Annotated in this window: 19 protein-coding genes and 2 rRNA genes; 11 read left to right on the forward strand and 10 right to left on the reverse strand. The window is 41.3% G+C overall.

Features of this window, described 5'->3' with window-relative positions:
- Together O1D97_RS03910 and rrf are read left to right on the forward strand one after the other, a co-directional pair.
- A 23S ribosomal RNA gene (locus tag O1D97_RS03910) occupies nt 1-1,615 on the forward strand; the annotation flags it as partial.
- Nucleotides 1,616-1,875: 260 nt separating this feature from the next.
- Nucleotides 1,876-1,990, forward strand: a 5S ribosomal RNA gene (gene rrf, locus O1D97_RS03915).
- A 671-nt stretch (nt 1,991-2,661) separates the two neighbouring features.
- Here the strand turns inward: rrf and O1D97_RS03920 are convergent.
- The gene (locus O1D97_RS03920; protein WP_269122989.1) at nt 2,662-3,534 is read right to left on the reverse strand and encodes a LysR family transcriptional regulator; all 873 of its coding nucleotides are present in this window, start codon (nt 3,532-3,534) and stop codon (nt 2,662-2,664) included.
- A gap of 99 nt (nt 3,535-3,633) precedes the next feature.
- Here O1D97_RS03920 and O1D97_RS03925 point away from each other — a divergent pair, with 99 nt between their 5' ends.
- Nucleotides 3,634-4,284: a glutathione S-transferase gene (locus O1D97_RS03925; protein WP_269122991.1), complete on the forward strand. Its 651-nt coding sequence runs from the start codon at nt 3,634-3,636 to the stop codon at nt 4,282-4,284.
- A gap of 1 nt (nt 4,285) precedes the next feature.
- On the opposite strand, the gene O1D97_RS03930 is transcribed toward O1D97_RS03925, so the two are convergent.
- Nucleotides 4,286-4,753 (reverse strand): Lrp/AsnC family transcriptional regulator, encoded by a 468-nt coding sequence (locus O1D97_RS03930; protein ID WP_269122993.1) that lies wholly within the window; start codon nt 4,751-4,753, stop codon nt 4,286-4,288.
- A gap of 256 nt (nt 4,754-5,009) precedes the next feature.
- On the opposite strand from O1D97_RS03930, the gene hppD reads away from it, so the two are divergent.
- Nucleotides 5,010-6,086, forward strand: a complete 1,077-nt coding sequence (hppD, locus tag O1D97_RS03935) for a 4-hydroxyphenylpyruvate dioxygenase (RefSeq protein ID WP_428981101.1) — start codon at nt 5,010-5,012, stop codon at nt 6,084-6,086.
- A 71-nt stretch (nt 6,087-6,157) separates the two neighbouring features.
- Here the strand turns inward: hppD and purK are convergent, their stop codons facing one another.
- The 5 genes from purK to gap form a co-directional block, all read right to left on the reverse strand.
- Nucleotides 6,158-7,228, reverse strand: coding sequence for a 5-(carboxyamino)imidazole ribonucleotide synthase (purK, locus tag O1D97_RS03940; protein ID WP_269122997.1), 1,071 nt, complete (start codon nt 7,226-7,228; stop codon nt 6,158-6,160).
- Nucleotides 7,229-7,720, reverse strand: a complete 492-nt coding sequence (purE, locus tag O1D97_RS03945) for a 5-(carboxyamino)imidazole ribonucleotide mutase (protein ID WP_269122999.1) — start codon at nt 7,718-7,720, stop codon at nt 7,229-7,231.
- 199 nt (nt 7,721-7,919) lie between these two features.
- Nucleotides 7,920-8,375, reverse strand: a complete 456-nt coding sequence (locus tag O1D97_RS03950; RefSeq protein ID WP_269123001.1) for a methylglyoxal synthase — start codon at nt 8,373-8,375, stop codon at nt 7,920-7,922.
- A gap of 26 nt (nt 8,376-8,401) precedes the next feature.
- Nucleotides 8,402-9,847: a pyruvate kinase gene (pyk, locus tag O1D97_RS03955; protein ID WP_269123003.1), complete on the reverse strand. Its 1,446-nt coding sequence runs from the start codon at nt 9,845-9,847 to the stop codon at nt 8,402-8,404.
- A gap of 86 nt (nt 9,848-9,933) precedes the next feature.
- Entirely contained in the window at nt 9,934-10,947 is a 1,014-nt protein-coding gene (gene gap, locus O1D97_RS03960; protein WP_269123004.1) for a type I glyceraldehyde-3-phosphate dehydrogenase, read from the reverse strand.
- A gap of 379 nt (nt 10,948-11,326) precedes the next feature.
- Between gap and edd the strand changes: the two genes are divergently transcribed.
- Complete coding sequence (edd, locus tag O1D97_RS03965; RefSeq protein WP_269123006.1) at nt 11,327-13,138, forward strand: phosphogluconate dehydratase; 1,812 nt, start codon at nt 11,327-11,329, stop codon at nt 13,136-13,138.
- Nucleotides 13,139-13,220: 82 nt separating this feature from the next.
- Here edd and hexR read toward each other — a convergent pair whose 3' ends face one another.
- A complete protein-coding gene (gene hexR / locus O1D97_RS03970; RefSeq protein WP_269123008.1) occupies nt 13,221-14,084 on the reverse strand; it encodes a transcriptional regulator HexR in 864 nt (287 codons plus the stop codon).
- An 87-nt stretch (nt 14,085-14,171) separates the two neighbouring features.
- Between hexR and O1D97_RS03975 the strand changes: the two genes are divergently transcribed.
- Nucleotides 14,172-15,089 carry a phosphotransferase gene (locus O1D97_RS03975; protein WP_269123010.1) on the forward strand — a complete coding sequence of 306 codons (918 nt, stop codon included), beginning with the start codon at nt 14,172-14,174 and terminating at the stop codon, nt 15,087-15,089.
- Nucleotides 15,064-15,747 (forward strand): uracil-DNA glycosylase, encoded by a 684-nt coding sequence (gene ung, locus O1D97_RS03980; RefSeq protein ID WP_428981088.1) that lies wholly within the window; start codon nt 15,064-15,066, stop codon nt 15,745-15,747. The genes O1D97_RS03975 and ung overlap by 26 nt, the downstream gene beginning before the upstream one ends.
- Before the next feature lie 45 nt (nt 15,748-15,792).
- Here the strand turns inward: ung and ygfZ are convergent, their stop codons facing one another.
- Nucleotides 15,793-16,707 (reverse strand): CAF17-like 4Fe-4S cluster assembly/insertion protein YgfZ, encoded by a 915-nt coding sequence (gene ygfZ, locus O1D97_RS03985; protein WP_269123012.1) that lies wholly within the window; start codon nt 16,705-16,707, stop codon nt 15,793-15,795.
- A gap of 222 nt (nt 16,708-16,929) precedes the next feature.
- Here ygfZ and O1D97_RS03990 point away from each other — a divergent pair, with 222 nt between their 5' ends.
- Both O1D97_RS03990 and O1D97_RS03995 read left to right on the forward strand, forming a co-directional pair.
- The gene (locus tag O1D97_RS03990; RefSeq protein ID WP_269123013.1) at nt 16,930-17,205 is read left to right on the forward strand and encodes an FAD assembly factor SdhE; all 276 of its coding nucleotides are present in this window, start codon (nt 16,930-16,932) and stop codon (nt 17,203-17,205) included.
- 58 nt (nt 17,206-17,263) lie between these two features.
- Nucleotides 17,264-17,707, forward strand: coding sequence for a hypothetical protein (locus O1D97_RS03995; RefSeq protein ID WP_269123015.1), 444 nt, complete (start codon nt 17,264-17,266; stop codon nt 17,705-17,707).
- 4 nt (nt 17,708-17,711) lie between these two features.
- Here the strand turns inward: O1D97_RS03995 and nadB are convergent, their stop codons facing one another.
- Entirely contained in the window at nt 17,712-19,304 is a 1,593-nt protein-coding gene (gene nadB / locus O1D97_RS04000) for an L-aspartate oxidase (protein WP_269123017.1), read from the reverse strand.
- Nucleotides 19,305-19,553: 249 nt separating this feature from the next.
- Here nadB and rpoE point away from each other — a divergent pair, with 249 nt between their 5' ends.
- Complete coding sequence (gene rpoE, locus O1D97_RS04005; protein ID WP_269123019.1) at nt 19,554-20,141, forward strand: RNA polymerase sigma factor RpoE; 588 nt, start codon at nt 19,554-19,556, stop codon at nt 20,139-20,141.
- 1 nt (nt 20,142) lies between these two features.
- Nucleotides 20,143-20,844 (forward strand): hypothetical protein, encoded by a 702-nt coding sequence (locus O1D97_RS04010; protein ID WP_269123021.1) that lies wholly within the window; start codon nt 20,143-20,145, stop codon nt 20,842-20,844.
- Nucleotides 20,845-20,848: the final 4 nt, after the last annotated feature.

Raw genomic sequence — 20,848 nt, forward strand, 5'->3', positions numbered from 1 at the left:
ACTTCCCCGCCGGAAGACCAAGGTTTCCTGTCCCATGCTAATCAGGGCAGGGTGAGTCGGCCCCTAAGGCGAGGCAGAAATGCGTAGTCGATGGGAAACAGGTTAATATTCCTGTACTTATGTATATTGCGATGGAGAGACGGAGAAGGCTAGGCTAGCACGGCGATGGTTGTCCGTGTTTAAGGTGGTAGGTTGAGAGCTTAGGTAAATCCGGGCCCTCTTAAGACCGAGAACTGATGACGAGTCCTCTTTTGGACGAAGTAGTTGATGCCATGCTTCCAGGAAAAACTTCTAAGCTTCAGATATACATGAACCGTACCCCAAACCGACACAGGTGGTCAGGTAGAGAATACCAAGGCGCTTGAGAGAACTCGGGTGAAGGAACTAGGCAAAATGGCACCGTAACTTCGGGAGAAGGTGCGCCGGTTAGTGTGAAGGATTTACTCCGTAAGCATTGATCGGTCGAAGATACCAGGTGGCTGCGACTGTTTATTAAAAACACAGCACTCTGCAAACACGAAAGTGGACGTATAGGGTGTGACGCCTGCCCGGTGCTGGAAGGTTAATTGATGGGGTTAGCGTAAGCGAAGCTCTTGATCGAAGCCCCAGTAAACGGCGGCCGTAACTATAACGGTCCTAAGGTAGCGAAATTCCTTGTCGGGTAAGTTCCGACCTGCACGAATGGCGTAACGATGGCCACACTGTCTCCACCCGAGACTCAGTGAAATTGAAATCGCAGTGAAGATGCTGTGTATCCGCGGCTAGACGGAAAGACCCCGTGAACCTTTACTATAGCTTCACAGTGAACTTTGAACCTACTTGTGTAGGATAGGTGGGAGGCTTTGAAACTAGGACGCCAGTTCTAGTGGAGCCAAACTTGAAATACCACCCTGGTATGTTTGAGGTTCTAACTCAGGTCCCTTATCGGGATCGAGGACACTGTGTGGTGGGTAGTTTGACTGGGGCGGTCTCCTCCCAAAGAGTAACGGAGGAGCACGAAGGTGTGCTCAGCATGGTCGGAAATCATGCGTAGAGTGTAAAGGCAAAAGCGCGCTTAACTGCGAGACAGACACGTCGAGCAGGTACGAAAGTAGGTCTTAGTGATCCGGTGGTTCTGTATGGAAGGGCCATCGCTCAACGGATAAAAGGTACTCCGGGGATAACAGGCTGATACCGCCCAAGAGTTCACATCGACGGCGGTGTTTGGCACCTCGATGTCGGCTCATCACATCCTGGGGCTGAAGCCGGTCCCAAGGGTATGGCTGTTCGCCATTTAAAGTGGTACGCGAGCTGGGTTTAGAACGTCGTGAGACAGTTCGGTCCCTATCTGCCGTGGACGTTTGAGATTTGAGAGGAGCTGCTCCTAGTACGAGAGGACCGGAGTGGACGAACCTCTGGTGTTCCGGTTGTCACGCCAGTGGCATTGCCGGGTAGCTATGTTCGGACGGGATAACCGCTGAAAGCATCTAAGCGGGAAGCCTCCCTCAAGATGAGATCTCACTGGGACATAAGTCCCCTAAAGAGCCGTTGAAGACTACGACGTTGATAGGTTGGGTGTGTAAGTGCTGTGAGGCATTGAGCTAACCAATACTAATTGCTCGTGAGGCTTGACCATATAACACCAAAGTGGTTTTGAGTGATAAAGAGAGACTGAGAAAACTCGTAAAGAGAAGGGTCAAACGGCATCATGAAAAGATCATAGAGACACAGATTACGACAGCATCAGCAATGGTGTGCTGGTTTGATACTTGGTTATCGCTATTTCAAAAAAAGCATTGTTAAAGATTCAAGCACGTATTGGCGTGTTGTGAGTGAACCTGCTGGATTAAGCTTAACGGCTTAACACAGACACTCAGAACGAACGCAACCCGTTTGCTTGACGATCATAGAGACGTTGAACCACCTGATCCCATCCCGAACTCAGAAGTGAAAAGCGTCATCGCCGATGGTAGTGTGGCATTCGCCATGTGAGAGTAGGTCGTCGTCAAGTTTTATTTAGAAAGCCCTGATTGCTCACGCAGTCAGGGCTTTTTTTCGTCTGTAGGTTGGCCTTTAGGCCAACAATAATGCCACACAGCATACCTGTATCGACTAACATGATACTTTTTGTCGGGATGAATCCCGACTTACATCTCTCGTAGGTTGGCCTTTAGGCCAACAATAATGCCACACAGCATACCTATATCGACTAACATGATACTTTTTGTCGGGATGAATCCCGACTTACATCTCTCGTAAGTTGGCCTTTAGGCCAACAATAATGCCACACAGCATACCTATATCGACTAACATGATACTTTTTGTCGGGATGAATCCCGACTTACATCTCCCGTAGGTTGGCCTTTAGGCCAACAATAATGCCACACAGCATACCTATATCGACTAACATGATACTTTTTGTCGGGATGAATCCCGACTTACATCTCCTGTTGGGATTAATGGCGACTTCAGACCGACAATGTGTGCGTAATAAGCTCCGACCTGTATTGCTCTTCAAGAGCTACCAATCAACTTATCCTGATGAGCCTCTTTTTGTCGGCATAAATGCCGACCTACCTTTCAAACCGTTACTCCAACTATTTGCTGTGCACATTCAGCCATACCGTCCAGTAAGTGTGTCTGCCAGAAGCTTTAAAACTAGTTTAATAATAGGCACACTGATTAAGTGCTTTGTTGTGCTGCATCTATGAATGCATTTAATTTGGAGGAGATAGATCGGTTTTTAGGATAAATAAGATAAGAATGGAATGGGTAGGGAGTACCTGATACTTTTTGGTGTTTCAATAGCTCAAGGTTTAGCTCTTCTTGAATAACGCATTTTGGCAGTAGTCCAATCCCCATATTTGTTAAAAGGCAGCGTTTAATGACTTCTACATTACTAAAAGTTTGTCTTGGGCGAAGTTGTATCTTTTCGTTAGAAAAATGTGTTTCAGCAGCCAGTCGATATGTGCATTCTGCTTCTGTAGTGATTAATACCTCTTTTTGTAGTTCTGATAATGATAAGCTTTCTTTTTTATGTCTGTTCGGATGAGTAACGTAAAGCACTTCTTCTTTATATAGAGCTAAATTATGCCATTCAGAATCAATCGTCTCACTTACTGTTATAGCGGCATCAATTTCCCTGTGTCTCAGTGCAGACTGATAGTCATATGGTTCATGAATTAAAATGACTTCAATATTAGGTGAGGATGCCTGTAGCCTGTCTATTATTAATGGTAAGCGATAGATGCACATAGAGCTGGGAGCGAAGATTCTTAGAGTGCCATGGGCTTCAGTGTGGCTTGACTGTGCTTCTGCTTTAATATCTTCGGCTAATTGCTGAAATTGTCGAAAACTAGGTAAAAGCTTATTTCCTGTATCTGTTAATTGTATGCCTCTACCAGCAGGTTGAAACAACTCCACACCTAGCTCCTGTGATAGCTCTTTTATTTGCTGAGAGATTGTGGAGGGAGCTAAACACAGTTTATTAGCGCTCTTGGCTATGCTACCTAGCTCAACAATAGTCAGTAAACTGCGAATTTGTTTTTGATTCATTCTTCCATTTTCTCGAATTAATTCAACGGTATTTATCGCTTTTTATGTTGTATTGATTAAATTAACATAATTAGGTCCTTACTGTTAACGAGAAATATTATGAATTTAAATATCACTTATAAAAACTATTCTTCATGGTCTTTACGGCCGTGGTTGTTAATGAAAGAATTCGATATTCCATTCACTGAAACCTTGCTGCCTTTTGCGCATTCGAGTGCATTATCTGAATTCTCTGCTGATAAAGCCGTTCCTGCACTTGTGCCAATACTTGAATCTGAGGGTATGGTTATTTGGGACTCTTTAGCTATTATGGAATATTTGGCTGAATCCTATGCAGATAAGCCTCTTTGGCCGAGAGAATCTAAGTTAAGAGCCGTCGCTCGTTCCGCTGCGGCGGAAATGCACAGTGGTTTTTCGGCATTAAGGTCTGAATGTCCCATGAATTGTCGTAGTATTAAGATAATAGAGCCGTCAGATGAGGTTATGCGTGATTTATCTAGGCTGGCCTCTATCTGGGCTTTTTTTGCCGCTCAAGACAAAAGTGAAGGGGATTTCTTATGTGGTGAATTCAGTATTTTAGATGCCATGTATGCACCTGTTATGTGGCGAGTGGCTGGTTATGGCTTATTCGTCTCGACTGAATTTTCCAGATGGAGCGACGCTATGAGGGCTTTACCCTCTATGGAGGAGTGGTATCAAGGATCTTTGAAGGAAGAGTGGAGCATCCCAAAAGTGGATAATATTGTTTAATTTACTCTGGTAATGGGCAGTCGTGTGAGGTCTTGATTTGATCTAGCACGACTGTGGACTTTACATGGCTAACACTGGTTATGGAAATAAGGTGATCCATAAGAAAATCTGAAAAGGCTTTTAGATTTGGACTGATGACTCTTAATAGATAGTCAGCGTCTCCTGTGACTGAATAGCAATCTAGGATAGTAGGGATTTTTTGTATTTCTTGATGAAAGTGATGTGCCGGATTTTCGCCATGCTTTTCTAAAGTGACGCTGACGAAAGCGGTTACTCCAAAACCTAATTGGTCTTGGTCTAATTGGGTAAAGAAGCCTTTGATTAATCCGCTTTGCTCTAATCTTTGTAGTCTGCGAGAACATTGTGATGGCGATAAGTTAATTACTTCAGATAGTGATACATTTGAGAGTCTTGCGTTTTTTTGCAGCGCCTTAAGTAATTTCCAATCGTAATTGTCTAATTCAATCATATGTGTTTCCCATCTCTGTAATCTTGTATGTATGTAATAAAAATAACGATATATGAACTAATCTGCAAGATAAGATCATATTTTTAACAAAAAGTGTATTTATCGTGTATTTTAATTTGAATTCTCTTTCTATTTTGCACGGTAATATTTGCTGCCTCTTCTTATAATAAATGGGTGCTGTGTTGAGTGCGCTATATCGAACTTGACCTTATTATTACAATAAATATAAGAACGTTGGAGAAACTACATGTTAAAAATGTCTTCGTTAATTACTGATCTCAACCCTATGGGGACAGATGGTTTTGAGTTTGTAGAATACACAGCTGAAAATGCTCAACAATTAGAAGATTTATTTCTTTCATTAGGTTTTACCCCTGTTGCAAAACACAAGTCTAAACAAGTGACTTTATACAGGCAGGGTGAAGTAAACTTTATTATTAATCATGAGCCAGACAGCTTTGCTCAGCGCTTTGCACAAGCTCATGGGCCCAGTGTTTGTGCTATGGCATTTCGTGTTGAGAATGCGGCGTATGCATACAAACGAGCCCTTGAGCTCGGAGCTAAGCCTGCAACCAATCAAATTGGTCCAATGGAACTGAATATTCCTGTTATTGAAGGTATCGGTGGGAGTCTTATTTATTTAGTGGATCGTTATGGTGATAAAGGTTCTATTTACGATATTGATTTTGAGCCATGTGATGAAAATAATATGAATCCTGTTGGAGCTGGCATGTCGTACATTGATCACCTTACGCATAATGTGATGCGGGGTAATATGGATGTATGGGCTGATTTCTATACCAATCTTTTCAACTTCCAAGAAATTCGTTATTTCGATATAGAAGGCAAGTTAACAGGTCTAAAATCTAAAGCCATGACTAGTCCATGTGGAAAAATACGTATACCGATTAACGAGTCTGCGGATGATAAAAGCCAAATTGAAGAATATTTAACACAATATAAAGGGGAAGGGATTCAGCACATCGCGATGGGCTGTGATGATATTTTTAAGACAGTAGAAAAACTGCGTGAAATAGGCGTTTCCTTCCTAACACCACCACCAGATACGTATTATGAAATGCTTGAGGAACGTTTACCTGGCCATGGGGAAGATGTCGCTCGAATGAAAAGAAATGCTATTCTAATGGATGGAGCCCCGACTGAAAATGGTGGTCGTTTATTGCAAATCTTTACGGAAACGGTAATTGGGCCTATTTTCTTTGAGTTGATTCAACGGAAAGGAGATGAGGGATTTGGTGAAGGTAACTTTAGAGCGTTATTTGAAAGTATGGAAAGAGATCAAGTACGTCGAGGCGTATTAAGCGAAGAATAAGTTTCCGGTAACCTGAATTAAATAAGCCCCAAATATTCACATTATATTTGGGGCTTATTTATGTCAAAGTATTAACCTGGAAGGTTTGCTTTTAGCCATTTGATGGCTTCTTGATAGGGTTCAGGTAGTTGGGCATCAAGTTCTGTCAATGCGGTGTTGAGTTTATCAATATGGCCTGAGCACATATTAATATGACCGACTTTCCTGCCTGGCCTGACGGATTTATTATACCAGTACAGTTCCAGCCCTTCCGTAGATAGCCAATCATAGTTAACTGGTACACCAATCAAATTCACCATCATACTTAAATTTTTGACTTCCGCTTTTGCTAACGGTAATCCGGCTACTGCTCTAATATGATTTTCAAATTGATTTACACTTGCTCCTGCTTGTGTCCAATGGCCACTATTATGAACTCTTGGAGCCAGTTCGTTGATTAGTAGGTCATCTCCGAGTCGGAAACACTCCATTGCCATAACACCAACATAATCTAGAGCCTCCATCAATTTACTGAGCATTGCTTCTGCTTTCGTTTGCAAATGCGTCAACCTATCGAGAGGGGCTATAGAAGCATAGAGAATGCCATTAATGTGGAGATTTAAGGTAAGAGGGTAAAAGAAAGACTCCCCATTCTTTCCTCGAACACCGACAAGAGACACTTCCTCATCAAAGTTAATAGCTTGTTCTGCAATGGCATGGCCTTTCCAGTCTTCAGGGACTTGTGTGCCTTCACTCTGTTTAAGCCAAAACTGACCTTTGCCATCATAGCCCCCTCGTCGGCGCTTTAATAATACTTTTTCTCCAAGGGTGTTATAGCAATGATTACTAGTCGAGTCTTGTTCAATTGGAAACCAAGGGGCTGTTGCTAACTCTAACTTATCTAACCATTTTTTTTGAGTAAGGCGATCTGCAAGCTGTGGGAAAGTGCTCAAATTAACAAAATTGCTATGCGTTGCCAGTTGCTCTGTGGCATTTGTCTTAGGCCATTCTTCTCTTTCAGCGGTGACAATATCATCTGCAGATAAAGGCAAAGTATCTGTTGACTCAATATCTACGGGGCGAACATCAAGACCTAGAGGTGTCGCTGCGTGCTTTAACATCGCACCCAGTTGGCCAGCGCCAAGAACCCAAATAGTAGACATCTAAACCTCCCTTGGATCCGGTTTTGATAAAACAGTTTCGGTTTGTTGCTTACGGAAATTTTCAATTCTTTGTGCTAATTCAGAGTCTTCATTTGCTAAAATTTGACATGCTAAAAGGCCAGCATTGAACGCCCCTGCATTGCCAATAGCTAAGGTCCCAACGGCAACACCTTTTGGCATTTGAGCGATTGATAATAAGCTGTCCATGCCATTTAGCGCTTTGCTTTGTACTGGAACACCTAATACAGGGAGCCTTGTATGTGCGGCAACCATTCCGGGAAGGTGTGCGGCGCCACCGGCACCACCTATGATAACTTTAAAGCCACGACTTACGGCTTGTTCAGAAAACTCTGCAAGCTTCACTGGGGTACGATGGGCTGAAACAACTTCTACATGGTATGGAACTTTTAATAAATCCATAATTTCTGCGGCAGATTCCATAGTAGCCCAGTCGCTTTTTGAGCCCATAATAAGGGCAACTTTTGCTTGCACAGTCGTACTCCTGTCAGTCAATGAGTTAATACTTGTTAAAGGGAACACTTGATAGCGTGTTCATTTACGCCGATTTAAGTTCTATTTTATGGAGGACTCAAATGGTGAAAAAATAATCGCGTTAATATAGCGGATTATCGGCTTTGGGGCGAGTTAAACAGAATTATTGAGAGGGTTTTAATTAAAAAAAAGCGACTAATTAAAGTCGCTCTTTTAAATAAGCATCATAATCCGGTATTAAACGTTCATAAGGTTCGTTGAATAAAGGAGAAGAAACCAAAAAATTAGCTGAAGAAACACTGCAAGCAATAGGTATGTTCCAGACCGCGGCCACTCTTAATAATGCTTTAATATCTGGGTCGTGAGGCATAGGTTCAAAAGGATCCCAAAAGAAAATTAAAACGTCAATTTTGCCTTCGGCAATAAGACCTCCAAGCTGTTGGTCTCCACCTAGAGGGCCGCTTATTAGTGCTTGTATTGGCACATCAAGGTGTTTATGCAAAAGATTCCCAGTTGTGCCTGTCGCCATAAGGTCATGCTTTATTAATTGCTCTTTATGCTTTTGAGCCCATTGGGTTAGCTCAGCTTTCATATTATCGTGAGCAACCAGTGCAATTCGTTTTCTGGCTGGAGAGGTAATGAGTTTCTTTTGCATATTTTGTTCCTATCTCATTTAATGACTTAGTGAACGTCACCAATACGAACCACTTTCATTGCGTTTGTTGAGCCTGAGCTGACTAAATGGTCGCCTTTCGTTAAAATAACTAAATCGCCTTCTTCAAGGACGCCAAGTGCGGTAACCGCATCAACTAGTCCTTGATTTAAGCTATCTTTATCAAACTCTTTTGAAGGAAAGGACACTGGTGTTACACCACGATAAAGAGCCGTTCGATTGAGCGTTTCTTGATTTGGTGATAAAGCGTAAATAGGCAAACCAGAGCTAATGCGTGACATGAGCAAAGGCGTAGTCCCCGACTCCGTTAAGCTGATAATGGCTTTAACGCCTTCAAGGTGATTGGCCGCGTACATTGCAGACATCGCAATAGCTTCATCAATGTCAGTAAACGTGACATCAATACGGTGTTTTGAACGATTGATTGCTGGTTGTTTTTCAGCACCTTTACAGACTCGTACCATAGTATGGATGACTTCTTCAGGATAATCTCCTGCAGCGGTCTCAGCTGATAGCATTACCGCATCGGTGCCATCTAATACGGCATTAGCTACATCAAATACTTCTGCGCGAGTTGGCATGGCACTTGTTATCATTGTTTCCATCATCTGAGTCGCCGTGATAACTGGACGGTTTAGTTGACGGCAACGTTTGATCATATGTTTTTGTACGCCAATTAACTCGGCATCGCCAATTTCTACACCAAGGTCTCCACGTGCAACCATAACGGCATCAGATGCAATAATAATAGCATCAAGCGTTTCGTTATCAGCAACGGCTTCAGCTCGTTCTACTTTAGAGACTATGCCTGCTTTAAGGCCTGCTGCACGAGCAAGCGTCCGAGCTTCTTCAATATCGGCGGCTGAGCGTGGAAAAGAAACAGCAAGATAATCGGCCTTGAGTGCTGCAGCGGTTAGGATATCCGCTTTGTCTTTATCTGTTAAGGCCGCAGCGGATAAACCGCCACCTTGACGATTAATGCCTTTATTGTTTGATAGAGGGCCACCCACAATAACTTTGGTAATGACTTCCATACCTTTTACTTCTAGGACTTCTAGGACAACACGTCCATCATCAAGCAAAAGGATATTGCCTGGTTCTGAATCGGCGGCAAGTTGGGGGTAATCAATGCCTACTCGAGTCTCATTGCCTGCATTTTTATCAAAACCTACATCTAATATGAAGGTTTCACCCTCTTTCAATTGTACTTTAGTGTCTTTAAAGCGAGCAATACGAATTTTAGGGCCTTGTAGGTCACCTAGAATAGCTACATGTTTGCCATTTTTAGCTGCCATTGCACGAACGACATTTGCTCGATCAATATGATCTTCTGGTTGACCATGAGAAAAGTTCAATCGAAATACGTTAGCACCCGCTAGAATGAGTTTTTCAATCATTTCAGGAGAGCTGGATGCTGGGCCAAGTGTAGCAACAATTTTTGTTCTGCGATTCATGATAAATACCGATCGTTTTAGAAAGCATTAAAATACAAGAGGTTAAAAATGACTAAGGCTGCAAGAGCAGCCTTAGTGAAGAATGATTATTTTGCACTCATCAATGCAATAGTATTATCTAACATACGGTTAGAAAATCCCCATTCATTATCATACCAAGACATTACTTTAACTAACTTCCCTTGAACGCGAGTCTGTGTCGCATCAAAGTTTGAAGTATAGGTACTGTGATTAAAGTCACTAGAGACAAGAGGCTCTTTGTTTACGCATAATACTTGAGCTAATACAGGATCATTAGCAATAGCATTTTCAATGATTTGATTTACCTCATCTGCCGTTGTTTCACGAGGTGCTAAGAATGTTAAATCAACCAAAGAGACGTTAATAGTTGGAACGCGAACGGCCATACCATCAAATTTACCGGCCAACTCAGGAACAACCAAACCAACGGCCGCGGCGGCACCAGTTTGAGTTGGAATCATGTTCATTGCGGCTGCACGAGCACGATATAGATCTGTATGATAAACATCTGATAAACGTTGATCATTAGTGTAAGCGTGAATAGTCGTCATCAAACCACTTTCAATACCTAATGCATCGTTTAGAGGTTTTGCAATTGGGGCTAAGCAGTTTGTTGTACATGACGCATTTGAAATGACTGTCATGTCAGACGTTAAAATGTCTTGGTTTACACCGAACACAACTGTGGCATCGACTTGTTTACCTGGCGCTGAAATAATAACTTTTTTAGCACCGGCTGTAATATGGGCACTGGCTGTTTCTTTCGTAGTAAAGAACCCTGTGCATTCATAGACAACATCAACACCTAATTCTGCCCATGGTAATTTAGATGGGTCTCGTTCAGAGGAGATACTGATTTTATCGTCGTTGATATAAAGAGCATCGTTATCAAAGTTAACTTCGGCATTAAAACGACCATGAACGGTATCGTATTTAGTTAGGTGAGCATTAATTTTTGCATCGCCTAAATCATTGATCGCAACAACTTGAATTTGTTCTCTTTTACCTGATTCGTATAGGGCTCTTAGAACGTTACGACCAATTCGACCATAACCGTTTATCGCTACTTTAATAGTCATACCAACCTCTTTAAATTCAGTAAAGTTTTAAAATTAAATTCTGTTTAATATCTATTTAACATACTAAGTTAATAATGATGTAAAAATACTACAAAAGATAGGATCTAATCAATACGTATCCCATCTATAGGGGGGCTAGTTCGCCCTGAAAGCACCTTTTCTCTATATAAATGTACAATTAAGAGGTAATGATACATTAAAAATGTATTTGTAGGGGGAGTAATAAGAAGATATCTCGTGAAAAATTGATATTTATGTAGTTTTATTACATTTATTTATTTTATTTTGTGATTTTATGCGTTTTTTTGGATTAAATGTTGTAATATTACATAATTGATTGGCCTGTTAGGTCTTACATTGCTTTATCTCGGAGTGACTAATGAACCCTACAGTGGAAAGTGTTACCAAAAAAATCATTGAACGCAGTAAAATTTTGCGTTCTGAATACCTACAAGACATGGAAGCGGCTCAGCAAAATGGCCCTCATAGGGGGAAGTTATCATGTGGTAATCTGGCTCACGGTTTTGCGGCCTGTACTCCAACAGATAAGCAGAAGCTCACATTATTAAATGAAGCGAATGTGGGTATTATTTCTTCTTACAATGACATGTTGTCTGCGCACCAACCTTACGAGTCTTACCCTGATAAAATTCGCCGTGCCGTACATGCGGTTGGTTCGGTTGCCCAATTTGCTGGCGGTGTCCCAGCTATGTGTGATGGCGTGACTCAAGGTCAAGATGGTATGGAGCTAAGTTTGTTTAGTCGCGACAACATAGCTCAAGGTGCGGCTATTGCGTTATCCCATAATATGTTTGATGCGGTTGTATTTTTAGGTATCTGTGACAAAATTGTACCGGGACTTCTTATAGCCGCCTTAAGATTTGGCCATTTACCGAGCTTATTTATTCCTTCTGGTCCAATGCATTCTGGTATCAGTAATGCAGAGAAAGCGGCGGTTAGGCAAAGATTTGCTCAAGGTCAAGCGTCACGAGATGAACTACTAGAAGCGGAATCTTCTTCCTACCATAGTGCTGGTACTTGTACTTTTTATGGGACCGCCAACTCTAATCAATTATTGGTTGAGCTAATGGGGTTACAGCTGCCAGGTTCTTCCTTTGTTGCTCCAGATAGCTTATTAAGAGAAGCCTTGACTGAATATGCGGCACAATTATCGACAAAAATTACAGCAATGGGAGCAGACTATCGTCCTCTTTATAAAATTGTTGATGAAAAGAGTATTGTGAATGCAATAGTCGGTTTGCTTGCAACTGGTGGATCAACGAATCACACCATGCATATCGTTGCGTTTGCTCGAGCGGCGGGAATTATTGTTACTTGGGATGATTTTTCTGAATTAAGTAAAGTGGTTCCTTCTCTAACCAAGATGTATCCCAATGGACAAGCGGATATTAATCACTTTCATGCGGCTGGTGGCATGGGGTTCTTAGTGAAGCAATTGCTTAAAGGAGGTTTGGTTCATGAAGATGTGAATACCATCGTTGGCAAAGGATTACAGCATTATACAAAAGAGCCTTTCCTAGAAAATGGCAAATTAATCTGGAAAGATGGTACGGATCAAAGCTTAGATTTAGATGTAGTTAGACCTATTAATGACCCTTTCAGTCCAGAGGGTGGTTTGTCGTTGCTAAAAGGTAATCTAGGTAGGGCGGTTATAAAAGTGTCTGCCGTCAAACCTGAGCATCGTGTGATTGAGGCACCAGCGGTGGTTTTTCATAGCCAGAATGCGTTAGCAGAAGCGATCTCTAGTGGATTGTTGAAACGAGATTGTGTGGCGGTGGTGCGATTCCAGGGACCTAAAGCTTTAGGGATGCCAGAGCTACATAAATTAACGCCTTATTTAGGCAACCTACAAGATCAGGGTTATAAAGTTGCTTTGGTTACTGATGGAAGAATGTCAGGCGCATCTGGTAAAGTTCCTGCTGCGATTCACCTAACGCCTGAAGCTGTTGAAGGTGGATTAATTGCGAAAATTCAAGATGGTGATTTAGTCCGAGTGGATTCAATAACGGGTGAGCTGTCGTTGTTGATAGATGCGTCTGAGTTAGCGTCAAGAGAATTGGTTATAGAAGATTTAACGCGTTCATACCAAGGTATGGGGCGTGAGTTATTTGGTGCGCAAAGAAAACAGGTAAGTGGTGCCGAGCAAGGTGCATGTAGCCTATTTGAGTAATGTTTCCTCTGACGACTGATTTAAGTAAGTCACTTTTTTCAGTACGGGTGTTTGGGGAGCAATTGCTCCCCTTTTTTATCGGTTATTTTTTCTCTTTTGGTAAGCGAGTGTCTTGCACGCTTAATTTCAGTTTCTTTAGATGAGCGTTAAACTCTGGACCTCGTTTTAATAATACGCCAGTTGCTAGTGCATCAATTAATGTCAAATACACAATTCGAGAGCTCATCGGAGTATATATATCCGTATCTTCTGTTTCTTCGATAGGAAGAATGATTGAGCAATGCTCCGTTAACGGAGAGTTTGGGTTCGTTAGTCCTATAACCGTTGCGCCAGCTTCACGAGCCACCCGTGCGGTTTCTATAAGGGGAAGTGTTCTTCCTGTATAAGAAATCACAACGACCGCATCGCCAGGATGTGTTCCTGCGGCCGCCATTCTTTGTACTAAAATATCCGTATAAGCAACAACTGGCATATTTAGTCTAAAAAATTTATGGTGTGCATCTTGCGCTACTGGCCCAGAAGCCCCTAAGCCATAAAATTCAATTCGTCTAGCTTGAGCGAGCACATCGACAGCGCGGCTAATGAGCGCTTCAGGTAGCAGTAACTGTGCCCGTGTCAGGTCATTTTTAGCCGCTTCGAAAATTTTATGGGTCACCGCTCCAGGGGCATCGTCAGGCTCAACATTGAGATTTACATAAGGCGTTCCTGTTGCAAGGCTTTGCGCTAAAGCAACTTTAAAATCAGGAAACCCACTGCCAATTAAACTACGGCAAAATCGATTTACTGTTGGTTCGCTGACTTCAGCTTTTGCGGCTAATTTTGCGATACTTGAATGAATCGCTGATTTAGGGTCAGCCAAAATAGCTTCAGCTACTTTTTTCTCAGATTTACTGAGTGTATTTAAGTTTTCTTGGATCTTTCGAATTATATCGTCGTGTTTAATCATTGTGGTTCTTCAAGTCTGTTTATTGACTAATAAATGGCTGCTATCATTTTACATTAGCGTTCATATCTGGCAATAAAAGGATTACAAATGAAGGAAATATTCAACAATTTAACGCCAATTTATCATTTACTGCCACCTATTTCTGAATTAGTACTGAATAAAATAGACGGAGGCTTCTCAAATAAAACTTATTCATTAAATAGAAACAATGTTCCATTATTTGTGATTCGAGTTCCTGATTTGGATGCGGAAAGTTTTTTAATTAATCGAGAAGATGAAAGAAGGATATTGCCACTCGCCACTGAGGCTGGGCTATCACCGCCTCTTTTGCTAATAAAGCGTGATGGGTTTATGGTGAGTCGCTTTGTTTCTCAAGGGGCGTTTCCATGGGATATAGAACATAAGGAGAATGACGTTATTCGTTTGGCAAAACGACTAAAGCGTATTCACCAGCTCAAAATCGAAGAAAAGCCCTATCAAATAAATGTTGTTATAAAACATTATATTGAGCAAATAGGTCATATTCCAGGTATGGATATTTTATGGTTAAAACAGTGTGACTTACTGACACGAATAATGATAATTCTAATGGCACAAATACCCGTTTATCAGGCCTGTGTATGCCACAATGACTTAAATCCACAAAATTGTCTTGCTGATGATTCTGAGTTTTGGGTTATTGACTGGGAGTATACCGGATGGGGTGACCCGCTGTTTGATTTAGCCGTAGTGAAAGCCTCTCATAATTTAACCTGTAGCCAGAGCAAATCCTTAATCTATACCTATGATGCAACCTTGCCTGTTGAGAAAACAATGAGAACTTTAGAATATTACCATGCCTTGTATTTGATTCGTGAAATGGCATGGATGCTGTTAAAGTTCTTTATTGCGAACGATGGCTCTGAAGATTTAAATTTTTATTATTCTTTAGCAGAACGATTGAAGCAAAAGTTATTGGCTTTAAATGTGGATATATGCGATGAATTTGATGTCTTTGAAAGATGATTGGCGAAAACCTCTAGCACAAATGATGGATTTAAGTGTATTGGATACATTATTTGACTTTTTAAAGTCTAGAAAATCTGAGGGAGGTATTATTTACCCTCAGGAAAGCGATGTTTTTGCAGCCTTTAATTTAACTGAATTTAATAAGGTAAAAGTCGTTGTGCTTGGGCAAGACCCTTATCATGGACCTCAACAGGCTCATGGTTTATCTTTTTCTGTATTGCCTTCAGTAAAGATCCCTCCTTCACTGGTGAATATATATAAAGAGCTTGAAAGTGATTTAGGTATCCAGCCAGTGAATCATGGTTGTTTAATACCTTGGGCTCAGCAGGGAGTCCTACTGTTAAACAGTGTGTTGACAGTAGAAGCTGGGCAACCTAATTCTCATAAAGGAAAAGGTTGGGAGGCGTTCACGGATGCTGTGATAGCGCTTATTAATAATCAACATGAGCATGTGGTTTTTATTCTGTGGGGGGCTTACGCCCAGAAGAAAGGTAAAAAAATAGACCGCAATAAGCATCTAGTACTTGAATCTGTCCACCCTTCACCGCTTTCCGTTTATCGCGGTTTTTTTGGGTGCCAGCACTTTTCAAAAACAAATGAGTATTTAAAGTATCATAACCAAGACCCCATTCATTGGCAGCTGACAGAGTTATAAAAATAGCGACTTTACATCGTGATGAGAATCGCTATTTCTGTGGGTTTACTCAATAGAATAAGGTAGGTCGTGTAAATTGACGGTTTGATCTTTGATATTCAATACGGAATCGGTATCGCTGATAGTAATGACCGCCAATAAAATGGTTTTACCGTTTAGGCTTGCTGATTCAATAATGTCGCCAACTGGCTTAGCGTCGGTAGTCTGAATATCCGTTTGGCTTAGTTCCATTGCTTGATCAAGAGATGCAAGGTATAGGCGTTTCTTGGTTTTACCCCGATAATGTACTCTCGCTACAATTTCTTGTCCGGTGTAACAGCCTTTTTTAAAGCTAATACCATCAGTAAATTGCATATTCAACATATTAGGCAAGAAGCGCTCGCTGTCCTTTAACGTAATTAAGGGTTCTGCAAACAGAGAGAGTAATGGTGTTGCTTGGGAAAGTGGGCATTTAAGCGTGCCAGTTTCTTCTGGGTTTAAAGATGAAGGCGTAAGTGTCAGAAGGTGTTTTATCGGTGACGTTTGCAAAAGTACTTGTGTTGTTTTCCCTTTAGTAATAGTAGATCTATGCTCTTGTTGAGTGAAGACCATGGTAGGTGACGTATAAAACATACTATTTAGGATATAAGCCTGGCTTGCATCGCTGATTGTTGTTTTAAAAAACACGGCAAATTTTTTTAAGTGTAAATGCGTCTTTTCGACTAAGTCATGCTTCATGACCATTAAAATAGTTTCAGACTGTTTTATAAGGTAGAAGTTACTAACAACCTGTCCTTTAAGATTGCAAATAGCACCTAATAATGCGTTTTCTGAGGTTAGTTTACTTAGGTCACAAGTTGTCTGGCCTTGCAAAAACTTATTTGAGTCCACCCCATCGAACTGAAGTATGCCTAGGTCACTTCGTTGTGTTGAAAAAGGAAACGTGAACTCATCTTTTAAAGAGGTAAATAGATCGCTCATAGGGGAATATCTAGCCTTTTGAAATAAAGTGCGAAAGGGTTCGCTTAATAGTTAATTGTTGGCGTCAAATTATTAAAAATCAATGATGGAGTGAGTTAAAATAGAGACAAATTGTTATATTTTGGGAGGGTAAGTGAGGAGAATTCTGTTTTATTGAATGGTTTGCTGCGATGGTCACAGGGGCTATAATGTCAGTATTGTTTTTTCTCTAGAGGTTATGTAATGAGTGAAGTTGAAAGGTCTATGGAGTTTAACCGTTTAAAATGGCATTGCCGGCGTGGTATGTTAGAGCTCGATATATTGCTAGAACCTTTTATGGAAGAGGTTTTTGAAACGTTAGGGGAGGAGGATAAGCGTTGCTTTCGTAAGCTAATCGAGTGTGAAGATCAGGATATATTTGTTTGGTTTATGCAGAAAGAAGTACCAACGGATCCCGATCTTGCGCGTATAGTAAAGTTGATTCTTGATCGAGTCCAACCTGAAAACTATAACACTTAAGCCCTCAGTCTGTATTTTGATTACAACACTCTTACCTTTATGGGGAGTGTTGTTATACATGAGTACTTGGCTGATCGCTGATCATATTCTCTGGATGATGTTCTGTGTCTGTATGATTGTCAGCCTTGCTTATATATGGCGCTGGTGGTGTTCACCAGCTATCGTGATAGAGTTGAACAATAGCGACGCTTTTGTAATCATGTCAGCGTATTCGCCTTTCTTTTCGAGAAAAAGTAACATTGCAGGAACTTTCACTGAATCGGATAACCGCCGAAATTTATCTTTTGAGCAATATGGAAACCTTTGCCTTTATGCTTCCTATGAGCGACAACCTATTCCAAATTCAACATTCTTTAAAAAACGATTTTCTATTTGTTTTTTGCCGAAGCGGATACGCTTATTAATTCCAAGAGATTCGTTAAATTCTAAGCAATATAGGCAATTACAGTCTTTTGCTGCAAGACAAGTAAGGCTAAAAAAATCTCCTATCTACAGAAGGTAATCGCTTATTTTTTTGGTGATATTATCGTTGGTTTCGCTTCTGGCTTTGTCTCAGGATAGTCCAAGGTAAAATGCAGGCCTCGGCTTTCTTGGCGGTCCATCGCAGATCGAATAATCAGATCGGCGACATTAGCTAGATTACGCAACTCAATTAAATCACTACTGATTTTATAATTGCTATAAAACTCATCGATCTCTGAAAGCAGTAAATCAACCCGGTGTTTAGCCCTTAATAGCCTATTATTAGTGCGTACGATACCAACGTAATCCCACATAAATTGTCGTAATTCCTGCCAGTTATGAGCAATCACCACATCTTCATCAGAGTCTTTTACCTGACTATCATCCCAGGCTGGAATAGGAAATTGTGGTTTAGGTAGTACTGGATTGGAGAGTATATGTTGGGCGGCCGAGCGAGCATACACTATGCATTCTAACAGTGAATTGCTTGCAAGGCGGTTAGCACCATGGAGACCGGTATAAGAGGTTTCACCAATGGCGTAGAGATGCTTTAGATCGGTATGTCCAAATTGATTTACTATGACGCCACCGCAGGTATAGTGAGCGGCAGGGACAACAGGGATGGGCTCTTTCGTCATATCATGACCGTACTTTAAACATTGCTCGTAAATCGTCGGAAAATGATTTTTAATAAATTCACTTCCTTTATGAGAAATATCTAATAAAACGTGATCGACACCAAGGCGTTTCATTTCATGGTCAATGGCGCGAGCGACAATGTCTCTTGGTGCTAATTCTTCTCGTGCATCGAACTTATGCATAAATGCACTGCCATCAGGTAGTCGTAATTTCCCTCCTTCACCTCGAACGGCTTCCGATACTAAGAAAGTCTTTGCTTTGGCGTCGTATAAACACGTTGGATGGAACTGATTGAACTCGAGATTGGCTACTCGGCAACCGGCCCTCCATGCCATGGCTATACCGTCACCTGATGCGGTGTCTGGGTTACTGGTATAAAGATAGACTTTACTTGCTCCACCGGTTGCTAGGGCGATTCTTCCAGCGCTAAACACATTGACTTCATCCGTTTCTAGGTTGAGAGCATAAACACCTAGAGCGCGATTATCGCCTGATATTTTTAGTTTTTCAGAAGTAATAATATCGATAGCAACACGATCTGGGAAAAAATCTATATTGGGGTGATGTGTTGCATTATTGATTAAGGTCGCAGAAATGGCTTGCCCCGTTGCATCGGCCGCATGAATGATGCGTCTATGGCTGTGTCCACCTTCTTTAGTTAAGTGATACGAATTGCCTTCATCTGAGCGAGTAAAAGGGACACCTTGCTCAATAAGCCAATCGATACTTTCTTTCGAGTGTTCGACAGTAAAGCGGATGGAATTTGGGTCACCCAAATACGCGCCCGCGGTGATCGTATCCTCAATATGCGACTCAATGGTATCCTTATCAGAAAGCACCGCCGCAACACCACCTTGCGCGTATAAGGTTGACCCTTCTCGGATATCGCCTTTTGTTAACATGGCAACTTTATGTGTTTTGGCAAGTTCCAGCGCAAGGGTAAGTCCTGCTGCACCGGCTCCAATAATTAAAATATCATAGTGATATTGCTGGCTCATATTATTGTTCTGATTCATCATGAAAAGATTAATGTTACTATTGTTGTATGTGATTAGTGAATACTTTATCTGATTGAATGATCACCAAAGTTAGGAAAAGCGTCTTTTAGAGCCTTGTTACTAATGTAATTTACACCTAACAGTAGAATCAAGTACAACAAAGTCTGAACTAGTTGGTTTTTTTAATGTCTACCTTTTTATTATGTAATATTAGAAGCTGGACATAGTTATTATTAAAACGAGGTTGCTATGCCGCAAGGTTCGCCTTCTGATCAAGAGTTGGTTGAAAGAGTTCAAAAAGGGGATAAACGCGCATTTGACCTGTTGGTAATTAAATATCAATACAAGGTCTGTGGCCTCATTAGTCGTTATGTTAACGATCAGCATGAAGTGATGGATGTTGCCCAAGAAAGTTTTATAAAGGCTTATCGAGCGATTCATTCATTTCGAGGTGACAGTGCTTTTTATACTTGGCTTTATCGAATTGCTGTTAACACGGCGAAGAATTATTTAATGAGCCGATCTCGTAGACCAGCAGGCAACGATGTCGAATTAGATAATGATGAATCATTTACAATATATGAGCAATTATCTGATGTGGCATCACCGGATGCAAATTTGAACCGAAATCGATTGGAAGCGGCTATTTACAGTGTGATTAAAACATTGCCTGAAGAACTGAAGTCAGCCATTACTTTAAGAGAATTCGACGGTATGAGTTATGAAGATATAGCGCAAGTAATGGATTGCCCAGTAGGCACGGTTCGGTCGCGTATATTCAGAGCGAGAGAGGCGATCGAGCAACATATTCGTCCCTATTTGGACGGAGGAGAGTGATATGAATACATCAGAAGAAACATTACAAAATGAAAGAATAGCGCTGTCTTTATCTGATTTAGTTGACGATCGACTATCGACAGAAGATCTAGATTTTCTTTTAGAGCTAGATGCTAAAGATTTGGATGCAAAATTAAATGCTTATGCCATAACGAAACAGGTCATGGGTAATGCGACAGAGGCTCGCCTTAATATGGCTGAGTTTGATTTGTTACATCGAGTACGCGTAGGCATTGAAGATATTGTTCCTGATGCGGTGGATACCGTAACGGATGAAACGTTTGAGGGGAATGTCACTCACCGCGATACCAATGTTGTGAATTTGATGCAACAAAAAATACTTGCAGATGCAAAATTGGATAATGATAATGCCTCAGAAAAGAAAGGTAATCTTATTTCTATGAAGTCGTTTGCTCTGGCAGCAAGTGTGGCATTTGTGGCGTTATTAGGTGGGCAATTGTTCCTTTCTCAAGATGCAGGCTTTAGCTCGGCTAATCTAGATACTTTGGCTGTGGCTAGTGTTGATCAAACGGATGATATTCTTGCCTCTCCTCAAGATATTAAAGCATTAAGCTTGGATGTTCATAATGAGCGCTTACAGAGTTATTTGAGGCAACATACTGAGCAAGCAACGATGGCAACGGGCCAAGGTATGATCCCCATGGCTCGGGTTGTTAGTTTTTCTTTAGAGGATGAGCAGTAGGTGA

Origin of the sequence: Marinomonas phaeophyticola, from assembly GCF_026966905.1 — a bacterium.
GTDB classification, from domain to species: domain Bacteria; phylum Pseudomonadota; class Gammaproteobacteria; order Pseudomonadales; family Marinomonadaceae; genus Marinomonas; species Marinomonas phaeophyticola.

What these genes read in the sequence shown, in the direction of transcription:
- O1D97_RS03920 (WP_269122989.1), bottom strand. Translation starts at nt 3,534, where the DNA reads ATGAATCAAAAACAAATTCGCAGTTTACTGACTATTGTTGAGCTAGGT.
- O1D97_RS03925 (WP_269122991.1), top strand. Translation starts at nt 3,634, where the DNA reads ATGAATTTAAATATCACTTATAAAAACTATTCTTCATGGTCTTTACGG.
- O1D97_RS03930 (WP_269122993.1), bottom strand. Translation starts at nt 4,753, where the DNA reads ATGATTGAATTAGACAATTACGATTGGAAATTACTTAAGGCGCTGCAA.
- hppD (WP_428981101.1), top strand. Translation starts at nt 5,010, where the DNA reads ATGTCTTCGTTAATTACTGATCTCAACCCTATGGGGACAGATGGTTTT.
- purK (WP_269122997.1), bottom strand. Translation starts at nt 7,228, where the DNA reads ATGTCTACTATTTGGGTTCTTGGCGCTGGCCAACTGGGTGCGATGTTA.
- O1D97_RS03950 (WP_269123001.1), bottom strand. Translation starts at nt 8,375, where the DNA reads ATGCAAAAGAAACTCATTACCTCTCCAGCCAGAAAACGAATTGCACTG.
- pyk (WP_269123003.1), bottom strand. Translation starts at nt 9,847, where the DNA reads ATGAATCGCAGAACAAAAATTGTTGCTACACTTGGCCCAGCATCCAGC.
- gap (WP_269123004.1), bottom strand. Translation starts at nt 10,947, where the DNA reads ATGACTATTAAAGTAGCGATAAACGGTTATGGTCGAATTGGTCGTAAC.
- edd (WP_269123006.1), top strand. Translation starts at nt 11,327, where the DNA reads ATGAACCCTACAGTGGAAAGTGTTACCAAAAAAATCATTGAACGCAGT.
- hexR (WP_269123008.1), bottom strand. Translation starts at nt 14,084, where the DNA reads ATGATTAAACACGACGATATAATTCGAAAGATCCAAGAAAACTTAAAT.
- O1D97_RS03975 (WP_269123010.1), top strand. Translation starts at nt 14,172, where the DNA reads ATGAAGGAAATATTCAACAATTTAACGCCAATTTATCATTTACTGCCA.
- ung (WP_428981088.1), top strand. Translation starts at nt 15,064, where the DNA reads ATGAATTTGATGTCTTTGAAAGATGATTGGCGAAAACCTCTAGCACAA.
- ygfZ (WP_269123012.1), bottom strand. Translation starts at nt 16,707, where the DNA reads ATGAGCGATCTATTTACCTCTTTAAAAGATGAGTTCACGTTTCCTTTT.
- O1D97_RS03990 (WP_269123013.1), top strand. Translation starts at nt 16,930, where the DNA reads ATGAGTGAAGTTGAAAGGTCTATGGAGTTTAACCGTTTAAAATGGCAT.
- O1D97_RS03995 (WP_269123015.1), top strand. Translation starts at nt 17,264, where the DNA reads ATGAGTACTTGGCTGATCGCTGATCATATTCTCTGGATGATGTTCTGT.
- nadB (WP_269123017.1), bottom strand. Translation starts at nt 19,304, where the DNA reads ATGAGCCAGCAATATCACTATGATATTTTAATTATTGGAGCCGGTGCA.
- rpoE (WP_269123019.1), top strand. Translation starts at nt 19,554, where the DNA reads ATGCCGCAAGGTTCGCCTTCTGATCAAGAGTTGGTTGAAAGAGTTCAA.
- O1D97_RS04010 (WP_269123021.1), top strand. Translation starts at nt 20,143, where the DNA reads ATGAATACATCAGAAGAAACATTACAAAATGAAAGAATAGCGCTGTCT.